A 17,298-nucleotide genomic window follows, 5' to 3' on the forward strand; every position below is an offset into this window, starting at 1 on the left:
CCCGGCACGACGGGGGTCCGGGTCCGCTGCCCGCCTCCGCCGCGCCCGGCCGCGCGTGCCACCGCCGCCCGGCCGCCGTACCGCCGTACCGGAGGAGAAGAGATTCGACATGCCCGCCGATCCCACCCGCCCCCGGCCGGCCGCCGCGGATCTGCACCACGTCATCGAGGTACGCGGCGCACGGGAGAACAACCTGGCCGACGTCTCCCTGGACCTGCCCAAGCGGCGGCTCACCGTCTTCACCGGGGTCTCCGGGTCGGGCAAGTCCTCGCTGGTCTTCGGGACCATCGCCGCCGAGGCGCAGCGGCTGATCAACGAGACGTACACCGCGTTCGTCCAGTCCTTCATGCCGAGCCTGGGGCGCCCGGACGTGGACGCACTGCGCAACCTGAGCGCCGCGATCATCGTCGACCAGGAGCGGATGGGCGCCAACTCCCGCTCCACGGTGGGCACCGCCACCGACGCGTACACCATGCTGCGGATCGTCTTCAGCCGCCTCGGCACCCCGCACATCGGCACCTCCAGCGCCTTCAGCTTCAACAGCGCCGAAGGCATGTGCCCGCGGTGCGAGGGCATCGGCCAGGTGTCGACGATCGACGTCGACCAGCTCGTGGACCGCGAGCTCTCCCTCGACGAGGGCGCCGTCACGGTGCCCAACTTCGCCGTGGGCTCCTGGTACTGGCAGGTCATGGCGGGCTCCGGCTTCTTCCCGCCGGACAGGAAACTCAAGGACTACACCGAGCGGGAGTGGCAGGACTTCCTCCACAAGCCCGCGACCAAGGTGAAGGCCGCCGCCCTCAACACGACGTACGAAGGACTCGTCACCAAGGTCCGGCGGCTGTTCCTGGCCAAGGACCGCGACGCGTTGCAGCCCCACATCCGGGCCTTCGTGGACCGGGCCGTCACCTTCGCCGACTGCCCCGCCTGCGCGGGCACCCGGCTGAGCGCCGCCGCGCTCTCCTCCACCATCGACGGCGTCACCATCGCCCGTTGCTCAGCCCTGCAGATCAGCGACCTCGCCGCGTTCCTGCGCACGGTCGAGGACCCCTCCGTGGCGCCGCTCCTCGCCACCCTGCGGCACCTGCTCGACTCCCTCGTGGAGATCGGCCTCGGCTACCTGAGCCTGGACCGGCCCGCCGGCACCCTCTCCGGCGGCGAGGCGCAGCGCGTGAAGATGGTGCGGCACCTCGGGTCCAGCCTCAGCGACGTCACCTACGTCTTCGACGAGCCCACCGTCGGGCTCCACCCGCACGACATCCGGCGGATGAACGACCTGCTGCTGCGCCTGCGCGACAAGGGCAACACCGTACTCGTCGTCGAGCACAAGCCGGAGGTCATCACGATCGCCGACCACGTCGTGGACCTCGGCCCCGGCGCCGGTACGGACGGCGGGCGGATCTGCTACTCCGGTGACGTGCCGGGGCTGCGCGACTCCGGGACACTGACCGGGCGGTACCTGGAGCACCGGGCCCGGCTGCGCGACCCGGTGCGCGCGCCGCGCGGCACCCTGGCGGTCCAGGGCGCGGACCGGCACAACCTGCGGGACGTCAGCGTGGAGATACCGCTGGGGGTGCTGACCGTCGTCACCGGCGTCGCGGGCTCCGGCAAGAGCTCGCTGATCCACGGGTACGTCGCCGGGCGCGACGGCGTCGCCGTCGCCGACCAGTCGCCGATCCGCGGCTCACGCCGCTCCAACCCGGCCACCTACACCGGCCTGCTCGGCCCGATCCGTACCGCCTTCGCCAAGGCCAACGGCGTCAAGGCGGCACTGTTCAGCGCCAACTCGGAGGGCGCCTGCCCGCACTGCAACGGCATCGGGCTGGTCTTCACCGACCTCGCGATGACGGCGGGGGTGGCGTCGGTGTGCGAGGAGTGCGAGGGCAGACGCTTCACGCCGAAGGTGCTCACGTACAAGCTGCGCGGCAAGGACATCAGCGAGGTGCTGGCCATGTCCGTCGCCCAGGCACGGGACTTCTTCCCCTCCGGGCAGACCCAGGCCCTCCTCGGGCGGCTCGCCGGCGTCGGGCTGGGCTACCTGCGCCTGGGACAGCCGCTCAACACCCTTTCCGGCGGCGAACGGCAGCGCCTCAAACTGGCCGTCCACATGAACGAGAAGGCGACCACGTACGTCCTGGACGAGCCCACCACCGGCCTGCACATGGCCGATGTCGACCAGTTGCTCGCCCTGCTCGACCGGCTGGTGGACGACGGCAACTCGGTGATCGTCATCGAGCACCACTAGGCGGTGATGGCCCACGCGGACTGGATCGTGGACCTCGGCCCGGGGGCCGGACACGACGGCGGGCAGGTCGTCTTCACCGGCACACCCGCCGAACTGGTCGCCGACAGCGACACGCTGACGGCCCGGCACCTTCGGGAGTACGTCGGCCGGGCCCGGCCCGACGAGCACGGCCGCGCCGGGCACTGAGAGCCGGCGAGAGGGCCGGGGGCCCGGCGCGGCCGCCCGGCTCCGTACGGGCCGGGCCGCCCCCCGGTTATCGTTGCTGCCCATGACGGTCACCGAGACGGACATCACGGCGGAACTGATCCGGAACCTGCTGCGCGAGCAGCACCCGGACCTGGCGGACCGCCCGGTGACACTCGGAGCGCTCGGCTGGGACAACCAGGTGTGGCGGCTCGGTGACGACCTCGCCGTCCGGATGCCCTGGGCGACGGAGACCGCGGACGCGCTGCTGCGCAAGGAACACGCCTGGCTGCCCGCCCTCGCCCCGCACCTGCCGCTCCCGATCCCCGTACCGCAGCGCCTCGGTGAGCCCTCGCAACGGTTTCCGCGGTCCTGGCTCGTCACCACCTGGGTACCGGGCGAGCCCGCCGACCGCGCCCCCGCGACGCGTGGCGCGGAAGCCGCCGACACCTTGGCCGCCTTCCTGACGGCCCTGCACCGCCCCGCACCCGACGAGGCGCCCGACGGCCGGGACCGCGGGGGCCCGCTGGCCGACACCGCCCAGTCCTTCACCCAAGGGCTCGCCTCGGTCGTCGAACTGGGCCTGGTCCACGACCCGGACGCGGTCCGCGCGGTCTGGGAGGACGCCGCCGCCGCGCCCGAATGGCCGGGCCCGCGTCTCTGGCTCCACGGCGACCTGCATCCGGCCAACGTCCTGACCACGGACGGCACCGTCACCGGCGTGATCGACTTCGGCGACCTGTTCGCCGGCGACCCCGCCTTCGACCTCGCCGCCGCGTGGCTCCTGCTGCCGGACGGCGCCGCCGACCGCTTCCACGCCGCCTACCGGCCGGGCCCGGACGCCGCGACCCTGCGCCGCGCCCGGGGCTGGGCGGTGCTGCGCGCCCTCGGCGGTCTCCTCATCGGAGACGCCGGTGTCCACGGCCGTCCCGGCGGCAAGGCCACCTGGGGCCCGCCCGCCCAAGCCGCCCTGCGACGTCTCACCGCGTCCGGCCGGCGGTGATCACGCACCGTGCCAGGACCGCCCGAGCGCCGCGTACGGGCCGTCCGCGGCGATCAGGTCCGCGGGGGAGCCCAGCTCGACGATGCGGCCCGCCTCCATGACGGCGACCCGGCCGGCGTCGTGGGCGGTCTGCAGCCGGTGGGCGATGGAGATCACCGTACGGTCCGCGCGGGCCGCCGCCATCGCCCGCGCGGCGTGCCGTGCCGTCGACGGGTCCAGCAGCGAGGTGGCCTCGTCGAGGACGAGCGTGTGCGGGTCGGCCAGCTCCACCCGGGCCAGGTGAGCTGCTGGGCCTGCGCCGCGTCCAGGTGGACGCCGCCCGTGCCCAGTACGGTGTCCAGCCCGTCCGGCAGGGCGCCCGCCCAGTCGGCCCCGACCAGCGCGAGCGCCGTGCGCAGCGCGTCGTCGTCGGCGTCCGGCGCCGCCGCCGTCAGGTTGTCCCGGAGCGTGCCCGTGAACACGTGGTGCGCCTGGGTGATCAGGACGACCCGGTTGCCCAGCTCGTCCGCCGCGGCCAGCTCCGCCACCGGCACCCCGCCCGCCAGGACCGACCCCGACGACGGCACGTCCACGCCGGACAGCAGCTTGCCGAGGGTGGACTTCCCGGCTCCCGAGGTGCCCACCAGCGCCAGCCGCTCGCCCGGACACCCCGTCAGGTTGGCGTCGCGCAGGACGTCGTGGGCGCCCGACGGATAGGCGTAACGCACCCCGCGCACCCCGATACGGTCGTCGGCCGGCTGTCGCACGTCCGTCGCCGGTGCACCGGCGACCAGCCCGACGCCCTTGACGCGGGCCAGCGAAGCGCTACTGCGTTGCACCTGCTCCACCCAGGTCGGCGCTCGGTCGAGCGGGTCGACGAGCCGCCTCATGTAGAGGCTGCCGGTCACCACCACGCCGAGACCGACCTTCCCGTCGAGGTACGCGGCCCCGCCGACCAGCAGAATCAGCACCATGGGCAGCGCGTGCGCGAACTCCGTGACCGGGAACAGCACCGTACGCAGCGCCAGCGTGCGCCGCCCCGCCCGGTACGCGCAGCCCACGGCGCGGTCCGCCTCCCGTACCCGGCGCCCCCGCAACCGGAACGCCTCGACGGTGCGAGCGCCCTGCGCGGTGGCGTTCAACGACTCCGCCCTCCCCGCGGGTCCAACCGGCCGCGGGCAGAGGGCAGTAACGGCCCGCTCCAAGGCGCGGGCCGTTACGGCAAGGAGCCAGTGCGGTCCCCGTACGCAGTGCGCCCGGCACGCCCGCCGGACGTGGCGGGCGCGCCGGGCGCGCGGAAGTGACCGGCGTTACTTCACCAGGCGACGGGCAGGTCCTCCAAGCTGAACTGCCGTGTCTGCGAGCCCCGGAAGCGGACCTCCTCCGGCGGCACCGCGAGCCGCAGTCCGGGAAACCTCCGCAGCAGCGCCGGGTAGACGGCGGCCATCTCCCGCTTGACCAGCGGGGCGGCGACGCAGTGGTGGATGCCGTACCCGAAAGCCATGTGCGGTGCGGCCTCCCGGGTGATGTCGAAGCGGTCGGTCTCGTCCCCGCCCTGCGCGCGATTGACGGCGAACAGGGAACAGGCCACCTGCTCACCGGCCTTGATCACGTGGTTCCCGACGGCCACGTCCTCCCGGGCGGTGCGGGGCGCCACGGTGTGGATGACGGTGACGTACCGCAGCAGCTCCTCCACGGCCCGGTCGATCAGCTCCGGCCGCTCCCGGAGCAGCGCGAGCTGGTCGGGGTGGTCGAGCAGCGCCAGGGTGCCCAGTCCCAGCATGCTGGAGACCTGGAGGAAGCCGTCGGACACGAAGGTCGCGCCGATGCCGGCCAGTTCCTCGTCGCTGATGTCCGCGCCGTGCGCGCGCACCACCGAGCCGAACAGGCCGTCTCCGGGGTCGCGGCGCTGCCGGTTGGCGAGCGTGACCATGTACGCCCAGTACGCTTTCCCGGTGGCCGTCTGCTGCTCCGGCGACCCGGCGTCGTTCTGCGAGATGTCCAGGTAGCGGGCCAGTTCCGCCCGGTCGTCCCGGGGAATGCCCAGCAGCTCGCAGGTGATCAGTCCCGCCATGGGCCAGGCGAAGTGCCGCATGAAGTCGGCCGGCGGCCCGACCCGTTCCATGGTGGTCAGGCACTCCGCCACGATCTCGTGGAGGCGCGGCTCCAGCCTGCGGGTCCGCCGGGCCGTGAACTCCGGCGCCACCATCTTCCGCAGCCGGGTGTGGTCGGGCGGGTCGCACGTCAGCAGGTTCCCCGGCAGGGCCGGGGTGCCCGACCCGTCCTCGCCGTCGGGCAGTGCGGAGCTGAACCGCGTCAGGTCGCCCAGCACCTCCCGTATCTCGGTCTCTCCGGTGGCGAGCCATTTCACCCGGCCCAGGGGGCCGAAGTCGATGTCGGCCTCCGTCAGCGGCGCCTCCCGTGTCTGCCGCCGGAGTTCGGGGACCGGGTCGAACCGGTCCCGGCGCAGGTGTACGGGCATTTCCTGGGGCTGGGTCATCCTGACATCCCTTCTCCACCACCGCCGCGGTGGAACACCGGCGGCAGCGGGGCGAAAGCGTCCGCTCACCGCCGAGACGGCGCCGGCCCCGAAGAGGGGTGGCCGGTGGCCGGCGCCGGGTCCATTCCTCGGGCCCGTCCTTTCCGCGCCCGGGTCTTCCGCCTCGCGCCGGGAGGGACACGATCCGGCAGGGCACCGGACCGTTCATGCGTCCTTCTCCGAAAGGCCGCGGTAGGCCGCAGCGAGCGTGACGAGCCGAAATCTCCACGGCCGGGACACGACGCATGGCGTGCGCTTCGCATTCCGTGCTTTCGGCACGCTCCGCGAATTCCGCGCGTTTGCCGTGTATTCGCCATCGGCTGCCGGCCGGTGATTCCGGACAGTGATGAATCGATTTGCCTCACTCTGCTGTTCGCCGGAGCAGCGGGTCAACCGCGGCCAGTTGGACGGGCGGGCGGACAACGGGCCTGTCCAACCGGCGGGTTGCCCGTGTTGGACATCGCCGGTAGAAGCTGCCGCCCGCGTCGGCCGCGCCGCCGTGTCGACCCGTGGACGTCCTTCCGTACGGCATGTGCAAGCGGACTGGCCAGCGGGCATATCTCCTCCGCAAGGTGCAGGAGAGGTCAAGGCCGGTCGGCAATGCCCCTTACGTGATCTGCGTCCGTCGATTCCGTTCGGTTGCCGACATCCGGCCCGGATGGACCGGACGGTGGCGCGCATGCTCACGGTGACCTTCCGCGCCGCGAGGCAGGAGGAGCAGGAGGAGGGTGTATGCGCCTGGACCGCGACCGCAGCGGGCTGCTGTTCGCGCTGCTGCCGGGCGTCCCCATAGCCGTCGGTGATCTCGTACTGGGTCCGGCGCAGAGTCTGGTCGGACTGCTGATGATCTGTACGCTGCTGGCGGCCACCCGGCTCGACGGCCCCCGCACCGGCTCCGTCGCCCTGTACGTGGTGCTGCTGGCCGCCGGTGTCGCGGTGTGGGAGGGCGACATCGGTGGACAGGGCGTGCTGGTGCGCCTGACCGTGCTCGCGCTGGGCGGCGCGTACGCCACCTGGAGCGCCGCCCGGCGGGTGGCTCACGAAGGCGAGCTGACCGAGACCTCGTCCGTCGCCCAGCGCGCCATCCTCCAGCCCACCACCTTCCGGCTAGGCGACGTGGCCGTGTGCGCCCGCTACCGCTCCGCCTCACCCCAGGCCCTGCTCGGCGGAGACCTGTACGCCTTCGCGCACACCCCCGCCGGCCTGCGCCTGCTGATCGGCGACGTCCGCGGCAACGGCCTGCGGGCCGTACGCCTGTCCGCCGCCGTCATCAGCTTCTTCCGCGACAGCGCCTACACCCGCCCCGACCTGCCCGCCGTGCTGGACGCCACCGACCGGCGCCTGGCCGCCCTGCTCGGCGCGGAGGACTTCGTCACCGCCCTGGCCGCCGAGTTCCGCACCACCGGCCGGCCCGCCGGTACCCGGGTCGGCCTGGCCAACTGCGGCCACCACCCGCCCCTGCTCCTGCCCGCCGACGCCCCGCCCCGCCTGCTCGCCCCGGCCGAACCGACCACCCCGCTGGGACTGCACCCCGCGCCGGTCGTCCAGGACGTGGTCCTCGGCCCCGGCGACCGCCTGCTGTTCTACACCGACGGCCTGGCCGAGGCCCGCAGCCCCGAGGGCGACATGGTCGACCTCGCCGGTCTGCGGTCCGCCTGCTCACGGGCGGCGCTCGACGACGCGGCCGACGCGGTCCAGGAGGCCCTGCTCCGCCACACGGACGGCGCCCTCGCCGACGACGTGGCGTTCATCCTGGTCGAGTCCTGCCCGCCGGTGCCCTCGCCGGACGTCCGGGGCGCGTCCGGTGCGCGGGGCCGGTCCGTCCCGGCGTCCGGCGCGACGACCGCGCGCGACCCCCTCCGCCCGTACCGCAAGGAACGGCGCGGTCCGCGGCTGCCGGGACCGGAGACCCGTCCCAAGCCCGACCGCTGAGGAGGCCGGAGCGCGGCCGGGTGACCCGCGTCTCACCTGCGCGGTGCCGCTTGTCTATGCAACTCGTTGCATAGCAGGATCGGGGCATGGCGCTCGAACACGCGATCCTCGTCTCCCTGCTGGAGAAGCCGGGCTCCGGCTATGAGCTGGCCCGCCGGTTCGAGCGGTCCATCGGCTACTTCTGGACCGCCACCCACCAGCAGATCTACCGCGTCCTCAAGCGCATGGAGACCGACGGCTGGGTAGACGTCCGCGAGGTGCCGCAGCAGGGGCGACCGGACAAGAAGGAGTACTCCGTCGCCGCCCTCGGACGGACCGCCCTCTCCTCCTGGCTGCACGAGCCGATCGAGCCGGAGAGCGTACGGCACGACCTCGCCGTCAAGATCCGCGGCGCGGCCTTCGACGACCCGGCCGCGCTGATCCACGAGGTCGAACGGCACCACCAGGTGCACACCGACCGGCTCGCGCACTACCTGGCGGGGGAACGGCGCGACTTCACCGGCCCCGACGCACCCGCCGCCCTCGACGCCGGGCAGCAGCTCCAGCACGCCGTGCTGCGCGGCGGCATCGCCTACGAGCGCATGACGATCACCTGGCTGGAGGACGTGCTCGACACGCTCCATGCCTTGCGGCCCTAGGCACTGAGCCTCCTGGGCCCTGAACCGGAGCACCACAGCGCCGAGCCGGTCGCCTGCCCGTCGCCGACGGCCCGGGCCCGTGACCCGGCTCTCTCCACCCACCCTCACCCCGAAAGGCGGACCCCATGGCCGACCCGCTGCTCTTCAACCCGCGCACCTACGACCCGGCGCACTTCGACCCCGAGACGCGCAGGCTGCTGCGCGCCACCGTCGACTGGTTCGAGGACCGCGGCAAGCGCCGGCTGATCGAGGACTACCGCTCCCGCGCCTGGCTGGCCGACTTCCTCGCGTTCGCGGGCAAGGAAGGACTGTTCGCCACCTTCCTCACCCCGGCCGCCGCCGCGGGCGGGCAGCAGGACAAGCGCTGGGACACCGCCCGGATCGCCGCCCTCAACGAGATCTTCGGCTTCTACGGGCTCGACTACTGGTACGCGTGGCAGGTCACCATCCTCGGGCTCGGCCCGGTCTGGCAGAGCGACAACGCCGCCGCCCGCGCCCGCGCGGCCGAACTCCTCGCGGACGGCGAGGTGTTCGCCTTCGGTCTGTCGGAGAAGACGCACGGCGCCGACATCTACCACACCGACATGCTGCTGGAGCCCGACGGCGACGGCGGCTTCCTGGCCAGCGGCGCCAAGTACTACATCGGCAACGGCAACGCCGCCGGACTCGTCTCCGTCTTCGGCCGCCGCACCGACGTCGAGGGCCCCGACGGCTACGTCTTCTTCGCCGCCGACAGCCGCCACCCGGCGTACCACCTGGTGAAGAACGTCGTCGACTCCTCGAAGTACGTCAGCGAGTTCCGCCTGGAGAACTACCCGGTCGGGCCGGACGACGTCCTGCACACCGGCCGCGCCGCCTTCGACGCCGCGCTCAACACCGTCAACGTCGGCAAGTTCAACCTCTGCACCGCCTCGATCGGCATCTGCGAGCACGCGATGTACGAGGCCGTCACCCACGCCCGCAACCGCATCCTGTACGGCCGCCCGGTCACCGCCTTCCCGCACGTGCGCCGTGAGCTGACCGACGCCTACGTCCGCCTGGTCGGGATGAAGCTGTTCAGCGACCGGGCCGTCGACTACTTCCGCTCCGCCGGCCCCGACGACCGCCGCTACCTGCTCTTCAACCCCATGACGAAGATGAAGGTGACCACCGAGGGCGAGAAGGTCATCGACCTGATGTGGGACGTCATCGCGGCCAAGGGCTTCGAGAAGGACACCTACTTCGCGCAGGCCGCCACCGAGATCCGCGGGCTGCCGAAGCTGGAGGGCACCGTCCACGTCAACCTCGCGCTGATCCTCAAGTTCATGGGCAACCACCTGCTGAACCCGGCCGAGTACGCGCCCGTACCGACCCGCCTCGACGCGGCCGACGACGCCTTCCTCTTCCGCCAGGGCCCGGCCCGCGGCCTGGGAGCCGTACGGTTCCACGACTGGCGCGCCGCCTACGACGCGTACGCCGAGGTGCCCAACGTCGCCCGCTTGCGCGAGCAGGCGGACGCGCTGTGCGCGTTCGTCACCACCGCCGCCCCCGACGAGGAGCAGAGCCGCGACCTCGACCTGCTGCTCGCCGTCGGCCAGTTGTTCGCCCTGGTCGTCCACGGCCAGCTCGTCCTCGAACAGGCCCGCCTGACGGACCTCGACGCGGACGTCCTGGACGAGCTGTTCGCCGTCCTCGTCCGCGACTTCTCCGCGCACGCCGTCGAACTGCACGGCAAGGACTCGGCCACCGACGCCCAGCAGACCTGGGCCCTGTCCGCGGTCCGCCGCCCCGTCGTCGACGAAGCCCGCTCCGCGCGGGTCTGGGAGCGCGTCGAGGCGCTGTCGGGGGCGTACGAGATGGCGCCGTAGGACGATGGCCGTGCGGACGCGAGGTGATCAACGGTCACCGGGGGAGGCACACCGGGAGCACTCAGGAACTAGCCCCTCCAGTGCGACTTCTGGCCAGATGTCCCTCGCGTCCCGCACATCTCTCCCGGGCACGCCATGCTCAGTGCAACCGGGCCGGCCGTACGGGCGCCCGCCGAGCAAGGGGGAAGACCATGACACTGAAGAAGCGCGCGAGACTCGCCGCGGCCATCGCCGCACCGCTGCTCCTGTCAGGTGCCACGCTCACCGTCACCGCGCCGTCCGCCAGCGCCGCGCCCACCGGTGCGGACGCGTGTACCCACCCCGGCTGGTCGAACAAGTCCTCCGGCAAGGGCACCGCGAAGGGCGACAGCGTCAAGGTCCGCACCGGCCCCAACAAGGAATGCGGTGTGGTCGCCACGGTCGGCACCGCGCGCACGCTGTTCTACCACTGCTGGGTGAAGAACTCCGCCGGCAACAAGTGGACGCACGTACGGATCGACGGTCTCAACGTCGACGGCTGGGTCTACAACAAGAACCTCGACGACGGCGGTTCCGACCACCCGGACAACAAGTGCTGATCTGACGCATTACCCGTACCTTCCGCACGACCTCAGGAGCGGGCCCGTCGCCACCGCGGGCCCGCTCCTCGGGCTGAGCGCGCCTTTCCGGGCCGCGGCCACCCCTTCCATGCCACTCCATGCCCCCTCCACGCCGCCTCTCGAACCGGTGCGCGGATTATTGGATGATCGGGCTGCGTGATCTGATCGAACTGCGGCGTTGGATGGGCGAAAACGATCGCTGGACGATCAGTAGAAGTCTTTCATGAAGTTTTCATTGATGAGTGAACATTCGGCTTCGTCTGCGCGTGTGGTGTCCGTAAGCTGCCAGCAGTCCGCCGCAGACCCGGTCGTGCGGGCCGCGCCGCGCAGTCCCCGAGGAGTTGGCCGCCATGAACACCCGGTGTCCCGAGCTGAGGGAGGGCTGCCGGGTGGTCTGCCCGGTGGGCGAGATCGACCTGGCCACGGCGTCGGCGTTCCGGGACCAGCTCAGAGGGAACGATGCTGCACTCCCGGCCTTCGTCGTCGCCGACCTGCGGCAGGTGGTCTTCATCGACAGCAGCGGGCTGCAGGAACTGATGAAGGCCCAGGCGCGCTGCGAGGCGGTCGGCGGCTGGGTGCGGGTCGTCTACGATCACGAGGCCGTCGACCTGCTGTTCCGGCTGACCGGCTACGCCGAACAGTTCCCCCGCTACGCCAGCGTCGAGGACGCCTGGGGCGGCCGGGCGCCGGAGGCCGCCGGGGGATGAACCGCCTGCGGGTGTACCGGTGACGGGTGGTCCCGTGACGGGTGTGCCGATGACGCCGGCCCGGCCCGGAGTCAGGCCCTGGAGTCAGGCCCCGGGGCCGGCGCCGACCGGGTGCGGGGGCGGCCAGGCGGGACGGTGGTGCACGGGCAGGCTGGCCAGCGCCCGGGTCACGGTGGGGAAGACGGCCAGCACCTCCTTGCTGCCGGTGTGCTCCAGCATCCACAGCACCCGGCGCCCCACACAGGCGAGCAGGAGACGGCCGCGGCGACGGCTGAGCAGCCAGTGCAGCCCGAGCAGGCAGTTCAGGCCGCGGGAGTTGCAGTAGACCAGCGCCGCGCAGTCCAGGACCACATAGCGGTAACCGGCGTCGACGTGGCCGCCCATCGTCGTACGGAAGAACTGTTCCCCGGCGTGGTCGAGAGCTCCGCTGACGCGTACCACCGCACACGCGTCACAGTCGGCGACCATGTTGACCAGCAACCCGTCAGCGTGCGGCATGTCGCACCTCCGAGCGCGTTCGCACCAACACCCATGGGGCCGGGCCGACCACGCTATCCGTACGCAGGCACCGGTACCAGGCGTGTCCGGCCCGGAGGCGGCGAGTTGCGCCACCTCCGGGAGAAGGGTCCGGATGCCGGACGCGGGCCGGATGCCGCCCGGCGAACGGGCCCACCCAGCATCCTTAGCTGCGGTGCGGCCGCGTGGCCCCGTACGCGGCCCGCCGGCGCCGCACGGCGAGGCGGCGGGAACCGCTGCCCACCGAACGGCTGCTTCCCGCCGCCCCCGCGGGGCGGGCGGCGGGGGCGGCCGGAAGCAAGGCGAACGGCCGGGACAGCGGCGCGAGTTGCAGTACGCGGTACACGCAGCGCGGCGGCTGGCGCAGGTAGGTCTCCCCGCCGTGCGCGGCCACCCGGGACCGCACCTCGCACAGCCACCGCAGTCCGCTGCAGTCGAAGAAGGTGACCCGGCTCAGATCCAGCACCACCGTGTGGACGGACCGCGAGGACACCTGGGACAGGGCCGGGCCCAGGCGCCGGGCGAGCTCCAGGTCCAGGTCGCCGCAGACCGACAGCAGCAGCGTCCCGCCGTCCCGCCGCGCGCGCCAGCAGGGGCCGTCACTGTTCGGGTACGAGTCCGAGGGCCGCCTGCGCGGCCGGCCCTCGTACCGCCACCAGCGGGCGCCGGTACGGACGAGGCGGCGGGGAGCGACGCGGCCACGGAAGCAGCGTGAGAGACCAGACACAGGCGTCTCCTCCGTCGGTGGACGAGTCCCGGCCCGCAGGGAGGTGGCCGGGCAGTCGTGGCCGAGCGTGTGGGCGGTCCGATGCGGTGCAGGGCGTTCGCCGCGGCCCGCCCGTCGGCCTCAACCGGTGTGATGCCCCGTTTCCGCACGGACAAGCACGCGCCGGGGGAGCGTCCCACCGGAGGCACGCGGCCCCCGGACACCTGAACGGCCACCCCGTCACTGTGCGAGGCCGGTGCCGGCCGACAGCCGCGGCGCCCGCGGACCGGACGGACGGCCGGTGCGCACGGCCGGGACCGCCGGCGTTCGCCGTCCGGTCGGGCAGGCGGCGTCCGCAGACGGTGGTCACGCCACCGTATGACCCGTACTACGGCGGAACCGTGCGTGGCTGTCACCCGAACGGGGCATGGGTGGTACAGACCAGCCGCCGCGATCCGGCCACCGAGGCGTAACCCAAGGGGGCCGACCGGCCCTTGGGGGGAGTGAGCCGAACGTTGCGTACCCGTCGTCGCGCCCGCGTCCGGACGACGCGGGTCGAATACCTCTTACCCCACGCCCACGAAACCGTCTTCTGGGCCCGTTGGCTGACCGCCGCCTTCCTGACCCGGGACGGGAAAGCCGCGCCCTGCCCCGCCGATCCGGCGGACGCCTTCCTGATCGTCACCGAACTGGTCGCCAACGTCACCCGGCACACCCGCAGCAGTTGTCGGCTGCGCCTGTGCGTCCAGGACGGCACCCTGACCGTCGAGGTGAGCGACGACTGCCCGGACCGGCCCCGGCTCCACCCGGCCGGCGACGGCGACGAGAGCGGCCGCGGACTGCTGATCGTGCACGCCCTCGCGCACACCCTCGACGTCCTCGACGGCCCGGCGGGCGGCAAGACGATCCGGGCCACCCTGAACGCCGGATGAGCGCGGACCGTACGTCGGCAGGCGGGACGCGGGCCGCGCACCGGGAGCCGCCCACCGCTCGGCGGGCGCCGCGGCGGCAGGGCGGTTCGGCGGCCCGGTGCTGTCCGCCCCGCAGGCGCTGCTGTACGGCGGCCCGGCGGTCCGGTACGGCGGACGGACCACCCGCCGACCACCGAAGATCACCGCGGGTGCAGAATGACCGGTGTGCCGATAACGAACACCCCGCAGAGGGCGACGGTCGACGACGCCCGACTGGTCAGCAGTACCCTGGCCCGCGCCTTCGACGACGACCCGATGATGCGCTGGTTCTTCCCCGACGACGCCTCCCGCGAGGCCGGACTGGGCCGTTACTTCACCACGCTGTTCACCCGGCAGTACGCCCACCACGGCGTCTGCGAGCGCACCGACGCGGCAGCCGCCTTCTGGGTACCGCCGGAGGGGCAGGCGAAGGCCGTCCCCGACGCGGAGACCGTCCAGGAACTCCAGGACATCCTCGGCGACCGGGCTCCGCTGTTCCGCGACACCGTCATGGCAGCGGCCGAGCACGCACCCCAGGAGCCGCACTGGTACCTCGCGGTGATCGGCGCCGACCCCGCCGCCCAGGGCCGGGGACACGGCGCCGCGCTGCTGCGCTCCGGCCTGGCCCAGGCCGACGCGGCGGGCCTGCCCGTCTACCTGGAGTCGTCCAAGCCGTCCAACGTCCCCGTCTACGAGCACTTCGGTTTCGTCGTACGCGGGGAAATGGAACTCCCGGGCGGCGGCCCGGTGCTGTGGTCCATGCGGCGCGACCCCCGCACCCCTGACAGCGCCTGAGCACTCAAGGACGGACGGCGGAGCGCGAGCGTCATCCGGAGCCGAGCGCTCCGCCGTCACCGTCCGCCGCCTGCGGACGGGCGTACCACCGGTCGAACTCCTCGCGGCGTACGGACATGTGCCAGGTCGGGCCGGCGGTCGGGCTCGTCCACGCACCAGACGCCCAGGGTCCACCGCCGCCCGGCCACGGAGCGGCAGTCGACCTTGAGGTACAGCCCGTCCGGGTAGCCGGGATCGGTGTTCCAGCGCCCGGTGTCGTCGCGGAAGCACACCTGCCGCTCGCGGTCGTGCACGGCCAACCGGGCGGCCCCCAAGCTGCAAGCTGTTCATCACCCAGCGGACGGTCGCTGTCCACCGACGCGTGCCCGCTCATCCTCTCCCCGGTACCTCGACCGGTGGCCTGACCGGTCCGTACTACACGAAGCCGACGAGGCCGGCCGCGCTCGGAACAAACCGGCCTGCGCGCCCTACGCCTACGGCGCTCGCCCGCCTTCCACCGGGCGCGGACAGGAGATCCGTACGCTCACCTCGTCCGGGCCGCGCCAGGTGTCGGCCCGCACGCAGGACCACACGGCCCGGCCGGCTCCCCCGGGAAGGGGCTGTCCCGCGAAGTCCGATACGTTCACCGCGCGTACGCCCTCGGGCAGCCCGGCCAGGTGGCAGGCCGTGTGTGCCCAGCTCGCCAGTGCGGCCGCGCCGGTGGCCTCGCGGGGCTGCCGGGCCGGGGTGCCACGGCCGGGCAGCGGGGTGTAGGTCAGGTGGGCGGGTACGAGGTCGCCGAGATCGGTGACGAGGAAGGCGCGCTGCCCGACGGCCCGGGCCGAGGAACGCAGTTGGAGGGCGGGCCAGGAATCGCAGGGGCCGGAAGCGGCGGGACCGCGCAGCGGTTCGGTGATGCCTTCGGCCGAGACCCGCACCGGCCGTGCGGGCACGTCGGGCCGCAGCAGATCACGCGTCGCCGAAGCCGCGATCCACGGGGCGGTCAGGTAGCGCGCCGCGCCGCGCGTCCGGCTGACGACGAGTGCGGCGGCCGTCGTCGCGTCGCTGCTGTCCGTACGGGCGAAGTGGAGCTTGGCGTGGCCGCCGGGGGAGAGGGGTTCGCTGTAGCGGACGGTACGCAGGCCGTCGTGGAGCAGTACCACGGCGTCGCCCGCCACCTCTCCCGCGTACAACAACTGCGTACCGTGCGGGGGAGGGCCGGTGAAGGTGTCGGGCGTACGGCTGAGGCGGGTGCCGCGCGGCGGCCGGGACCAGGTCGCGAGGGCACGGTCGAGCAGGTCCCGGTCCCGGGTCCGTACGCCGCGGGGCGGCCAGGCGGTGAAGTCGGCCCGGGAGGCGCCGGCCCCTGTCGTGCGGGGTGCCCGTACCAGGTCCGCGGCGGTGACCGGACCGAGGGCCGGGCGCGCGGTCCGAGGGTCCGGCGCCGAGCCTGTGGCGGTCAGGACCACGGCACCGACCGCCACCACCGCGGCCACGGCCCCGGCGAGGCGGCACCGCTGTCTGCGGCGCAGCAGGTCGGTGGGCCGGGTCTGCACCGAGCAGGCGTTGAACTCCGCCGACCGCAGGAGCGTCTGGGCGGCGGCGACGGCCGGGGCGTCGAGCTGCCGCGCGACCCGCAGGGACCGGTCCGGATGGCCGACGCCGGCGGCTTCGAGCAGCGCCCGGACCTGGGCGTCGGGCAGTTCGTCCGCCCGGGAGAGCACGAAGGCCGCCCGGACGTCGGCGGACAGTCCGGACAGCGCCTGCCCCAGGGCGATCTCCTCTCGTCCGCCCGCGCGCGGGAACAGCCGCAGCCCCCACACCACCGGCAGCATGGGCCGCAGCGCGCGCGGCGGCGGCAGGCTCTTCGGCCACCTGCGGGGACGGCGCTCGTACGCCAGCGCCGTGCGCAGCACCCGCTCCCGTACCCACGCGGGCCCGAGCCGTTCGGGCCCGAGCCGCGTCGGCCCCGGGCGCTGGGCCGGGACCCGCGGGGCGGCTTTGCGGAGCCGGAAGCCGGGCAGGGCGCGTTGCACCAGGCCGTGAGCTGTCAGCACTCTGCGGTGTCTGCTGAGCGTCGGCGGCAGGGTGAGGTAGGCGAGACGGACCAGCGCGGTGTAGTGCTCGACGAGGCCCGCCTCGGCTTCGCGGAGCGTGATCCGTTCACGGCCGTCCGGGGAGCGGCGCTGCGACGTGACCATGGGGCGGAGCGCCTCCCGAAGGCTGAGGGCTGCAGGGCACCTGTCCCCTTCAAACGAGTGAACGTCGACGGGGTCACCGCACGGGCCCGTGCACAGGCCCCGTTCGGCGCGGCGGCGGCTGACGTGTACGCCGGTCGATCCCACGGGGAGCCGGTACGGACCGAGGTGTCCCCGCCGAGGACCTGCCCGAAGACGCGCTCGGCGATGCGGGTCGCGAGGGCCTGCGTGATCAGGATCGGGTCGGGGCCGCCCAGGGAGTCGGCGAGCGCGGAGTTGTCGGCGACGTACAGCCGGTGGGTGGTGCCCATCCGGGCCGTCCGTACCGGCAGGGTCGCCTCGACCCACCTGCGATACGGCACCAATTCGGCGTACAAGAACAGGAATCGGTGCGCGAGGTCGTACGCGCCCACGTCCGGACCCGCGTATCCGGCGAAGGCTCCCGGACGGGCGCGCGGTGCATCGGCGAAAGAGCGCTGGGTCGT

Annotated in this window: 13 protein-coding genes and 2 pseudogenes; 9 read left to right on the forward strand and 6 right to left on the reverse strand. The window is 73.2% G+C overall.

Features of this window, described 5'->3' with window-relative positions; genetic code table 11:
• The first annotated feature begins 109 nt into the window (after positions 1-109).
• Positions 110-2,428, forward strand: a pseudogene (locus tag AB0A97_RS22115) (excinuclease ABC subunit UvrA).
• A gap of 82 nt (positions 2,429-2,510) precedes the next feature.
• The gene (locus AB0A97_RS22120; protein WP_361152545.1) at positions 2,511-3,428 is read left to right on the forward strand and encodes an aminoglycoside phosphotransferase family protein; all 918 of its coding nucleotides are present in this window, start codon (positions 2,511-2,513) and stop codon (positions 3,426-3,428) included.
• Here AB0A97_RS22120 and AB0A97_RS22125 read toward each other — a convergent pair.
• Together AB0A97_RS22125 and AB0A97_RS22130 are read right to left on the reverse strand one after the other, a co-directional pair.
• Positions 3,429-4,558: pseudogene (locus AB0A97_RS22125) on the reverse strand (ABC transporter ATP-binding protein); the annotation flags it as partial.
• Positions 4,559-4,722: 164 nt separating this feature from the next.
• A complete protein-coding gene (locus AB0A97_RS22130; RefSeq protein ID WP_361152547.1) occupies positions 4,723-5,907 on the reverse strand; it encodes a cytochrome P450 in 1,185 nt (394 codons plus the stop codon).
• Positions 5,908-6,678: 771 nt separating this feature from the next.
• Between AB0A97_RS22130 and AB0A97_RS22135 the strand changes: the two genes are divergently transcribed.
• The 5 genes from AB0A97_RS22135 to AB0A97_RS22155 all read left to right on the forward strand — a co-directional run bounded on the left by AB0A97_RS22135 (position 6,679) and on the right by AB0A97_RS22155 (position 11,669).
• Positions 6,679-7,878, forward strand: coding sequence for a PP2C family protein-serine/threonine phosphatase (locus AB0A97_RS22135; protein ID WP_361152549.1), 1,200 nt, complete (start codon positions 6,679-6,681; stop codon positions 7,876-7,878).
• 86 nt (positions 7,879-7,964) lie between these two features.
• Positions 7,965-8,516, forward strand: coding sequence for a PadR family transcriptional regulator (locus AB0A97_RS22140; RefSeq protein ID WP_361152552.1), 552 nt, complete (start codon positions 7,965-7,967; stop codon positions 8,514-8,516).
• Positions 8,517-8,641: 125 nt separating this feature from the next.
• Positions 8,642-10,363, forward strand: coding sequence for an acyl-CoA dehydrogenase family protein (locus tag AB0A97_RS22145; RefSeq protein WP_361152554.1), 1,722 nt, complete (start codon positions 8,642-8,644; stop codon positions 10,361-10,363).
• 191 nt (positions 10,364-10,554) lie between these two features.
• Complete coding sequence (locus tag AB0A97_RS22150; RefSeq protein WP_361152556.1) at positions 10,555-10,941, forward strand: SH3 domain-containing protein; 387 nt, start codon at positions 10,555-10,557, stop codon at positions 10,939-10,941.
• Between the two features lie 371 nt (positions 10,942-11,312).
• On the forward strand, positions 11,313-11,669 hold the full coding sequence (locus tag AB0A97_RS22155; RefSeq protein ID WP_361152558.1) for an STAS domain-containing protein: 357 nt from the start codon (positions 11,313-11,315) through the stop codon (positions 11,667-11,669).
• A gap of 84 nt (positions 11,670-11,753) precedes the next feature.
• Here the strand turns inward: AB0A97_RS22155 and AB0A97_RS22160 are convergent, their stop codons facing one another.
• Together AB0A97_RS22160 and AB0A97_RS22165 are read right to left on the reverse strand one after the other, a co-directional pair.
• A complete protein-coding gene (locus AB0A97_RS22160; RefSeq protein ID WP_361152561.1) occupies positions 11,754-12,167 on the reverse strand; it encodes an STAS domain-containing protein in 414 nt (137 codons plus the stop codon).
• A 184-nt stretch (positions 12,168-12,351) separates the two neighbouring features.
• On the reverse strand, positions 12,352-12,912 hold the full coding sequence (locus tag AB0A97_RS22165; RefSeq protein ID WP_361152564.1) for an STAS domain-containing protein: 561 nt from the start codon (positions 12,910-12,912) through the stop codon (positions 12,352-12,354).
• Between the two features lie 494 nt (positions 12,913-13,406).
• Here AB0A97_RS22165 and AB0A97_RS22170 point away from each other — a divergent pair, with 494 nt between their 5' ends.
• The gene (locus AB0A97_RS22170; RefSeq protein ID WP_361152567.1) at positions 13,407-13,823 is read left to right on the forward strand and encodes an ATP-binding protein; all 417 of its coding nucleotides are present in this window, start codon (positions 13,407-13,409) and stop codon (positions 13,821-13,823) included.
• Positions 13,824-14,018: 195 nt separating this feature from the next.
• Positions 14,019-14,636 (forward strand): GNAT family N-acetyltransferase, encoded by a 618-nt coding sequence (locus AB0A97_RS22175; RefSeq protein ID WP_361152569.1) that lies wholly within the window; start codon positions 14,019-14,021, stop codon positions 14,634-14,636.
• Positions 14,637-14,692: 56 nt separating this feature from the next.
• Here AB0A97_RS22175 and AB0A97_RS22180 read toward each other — a convergent pair whose 3' ends face one another.
• Both AB0A97_RS22180 and AB0A97_RS22185 read right to left on the reverse strand, forming a co-directional pair.
• On the reverse strand, positions 14,693-14,935 hold the full coding sequence (locus tag AB0A97_RS22180) for a hypothetical protein (RefSeq protein WP_361152572.1): 243 nt from the start codon (positions 14,933-14,935) through the stop codon (positions 14,693-14,695).
• Between the two features lie 174 nt (positions 14,936-15,109).
• The gene (locus tag AB0A97_RS22185) at positions 15,110-16,816 is read right to left on the reverse strand and encodes a hypothetical protein (RefSeq protein ID WP_361152574.1); all 1,707 of its coding nucleotides are present in this window, start codon (positions 16,814-16,816) and stop codon (positions 15,110-15,112) included.
• Between the last annotated feature and the right edge of the window lie 482 nt (positions 16,817-17,298).

Source organism: Streptomyces sp. NPDC045470 (genome assembly GCF_040646595.1).
Classification (GTDB): Bacteria; Actinomycetota; Actinomycetes; order Streptomycetales; family Streptomycetaceae; genus Streptomyces.

Bases quoted from the DNA above. Each gene is read 5' to 3' on its own strand.
- AB0A97_RS22120 (WP_361152545.1), top strand. From the start codon at position 2,511: ATGACGGTCACCGAGACGGACATCACGGCGGAACTGATCCGGAACCTG.
- AB0A97_RS22130 (WP_361152547.1), bottom strand. From the start codon at position 5,907: ATGACCCAGCCCCAGGAAATGCCCGTACACCTGCGCCGGGACCGGTTC.
- AB0A97_RS22135 (WP_361152549.1), top strand. From the start codon at position 6,679: ATGCGCCTGGACCGCGACCGCAGCGGGCTGCTGTTCGCGCTGCTGCCG.
- AB0A97_RS22140 (WP_361152552.1), top strand. From the start codon at position 7,965: ATGGCGCTCGAACACGCGATCCTCGTCTCCCTGCTGGAGAAGCCGGGC.
- AB0A97_RS22145 (WP_361152554.1), top strand. From the start codon at position 8,642: ATGGCCGACCCGCTGCTCTTCAACCCGCGCACCTACGACCCGGCGCAC.
- AB0A97_RS22150 (WP_361152556.1), top strand. From the start codon at position 10,555: ATGACACTGAAGAAGCGCGCGAGACTCGCCGCGGCCATCGCCGCACCG.
- AB0A97_RS22155 (WP_361152558.1), top strand. From the start codon at position 11,313: ATGAACACCCGGTGTCCCGAGCTGAGGGAGGGCTGCCGGGTGGTCTGC.
- AB0A97_RS22160 (WP_361152561.1), bottom strand. From the start codon at position 12,167: ATGCCGCACGCTGACGGGTTGCTGGTCAACATGGTCGCCGACTGTGAC.
- AB0A97_RS22175 (WP_361152569.1), top strand. From the start codon at position 14,019: ATGACCGGTGTGCCGATAACGAACACCCCGCAGAGGGCGACGGTCGAC.
- AB0A97_RS22185 (WP_361152574.1), bottom strand. From the start codon at position 16,816: ATGGTCACGTCGCAGCGCCGCTCCCCGGACGGCCGTGAACGGATCACG.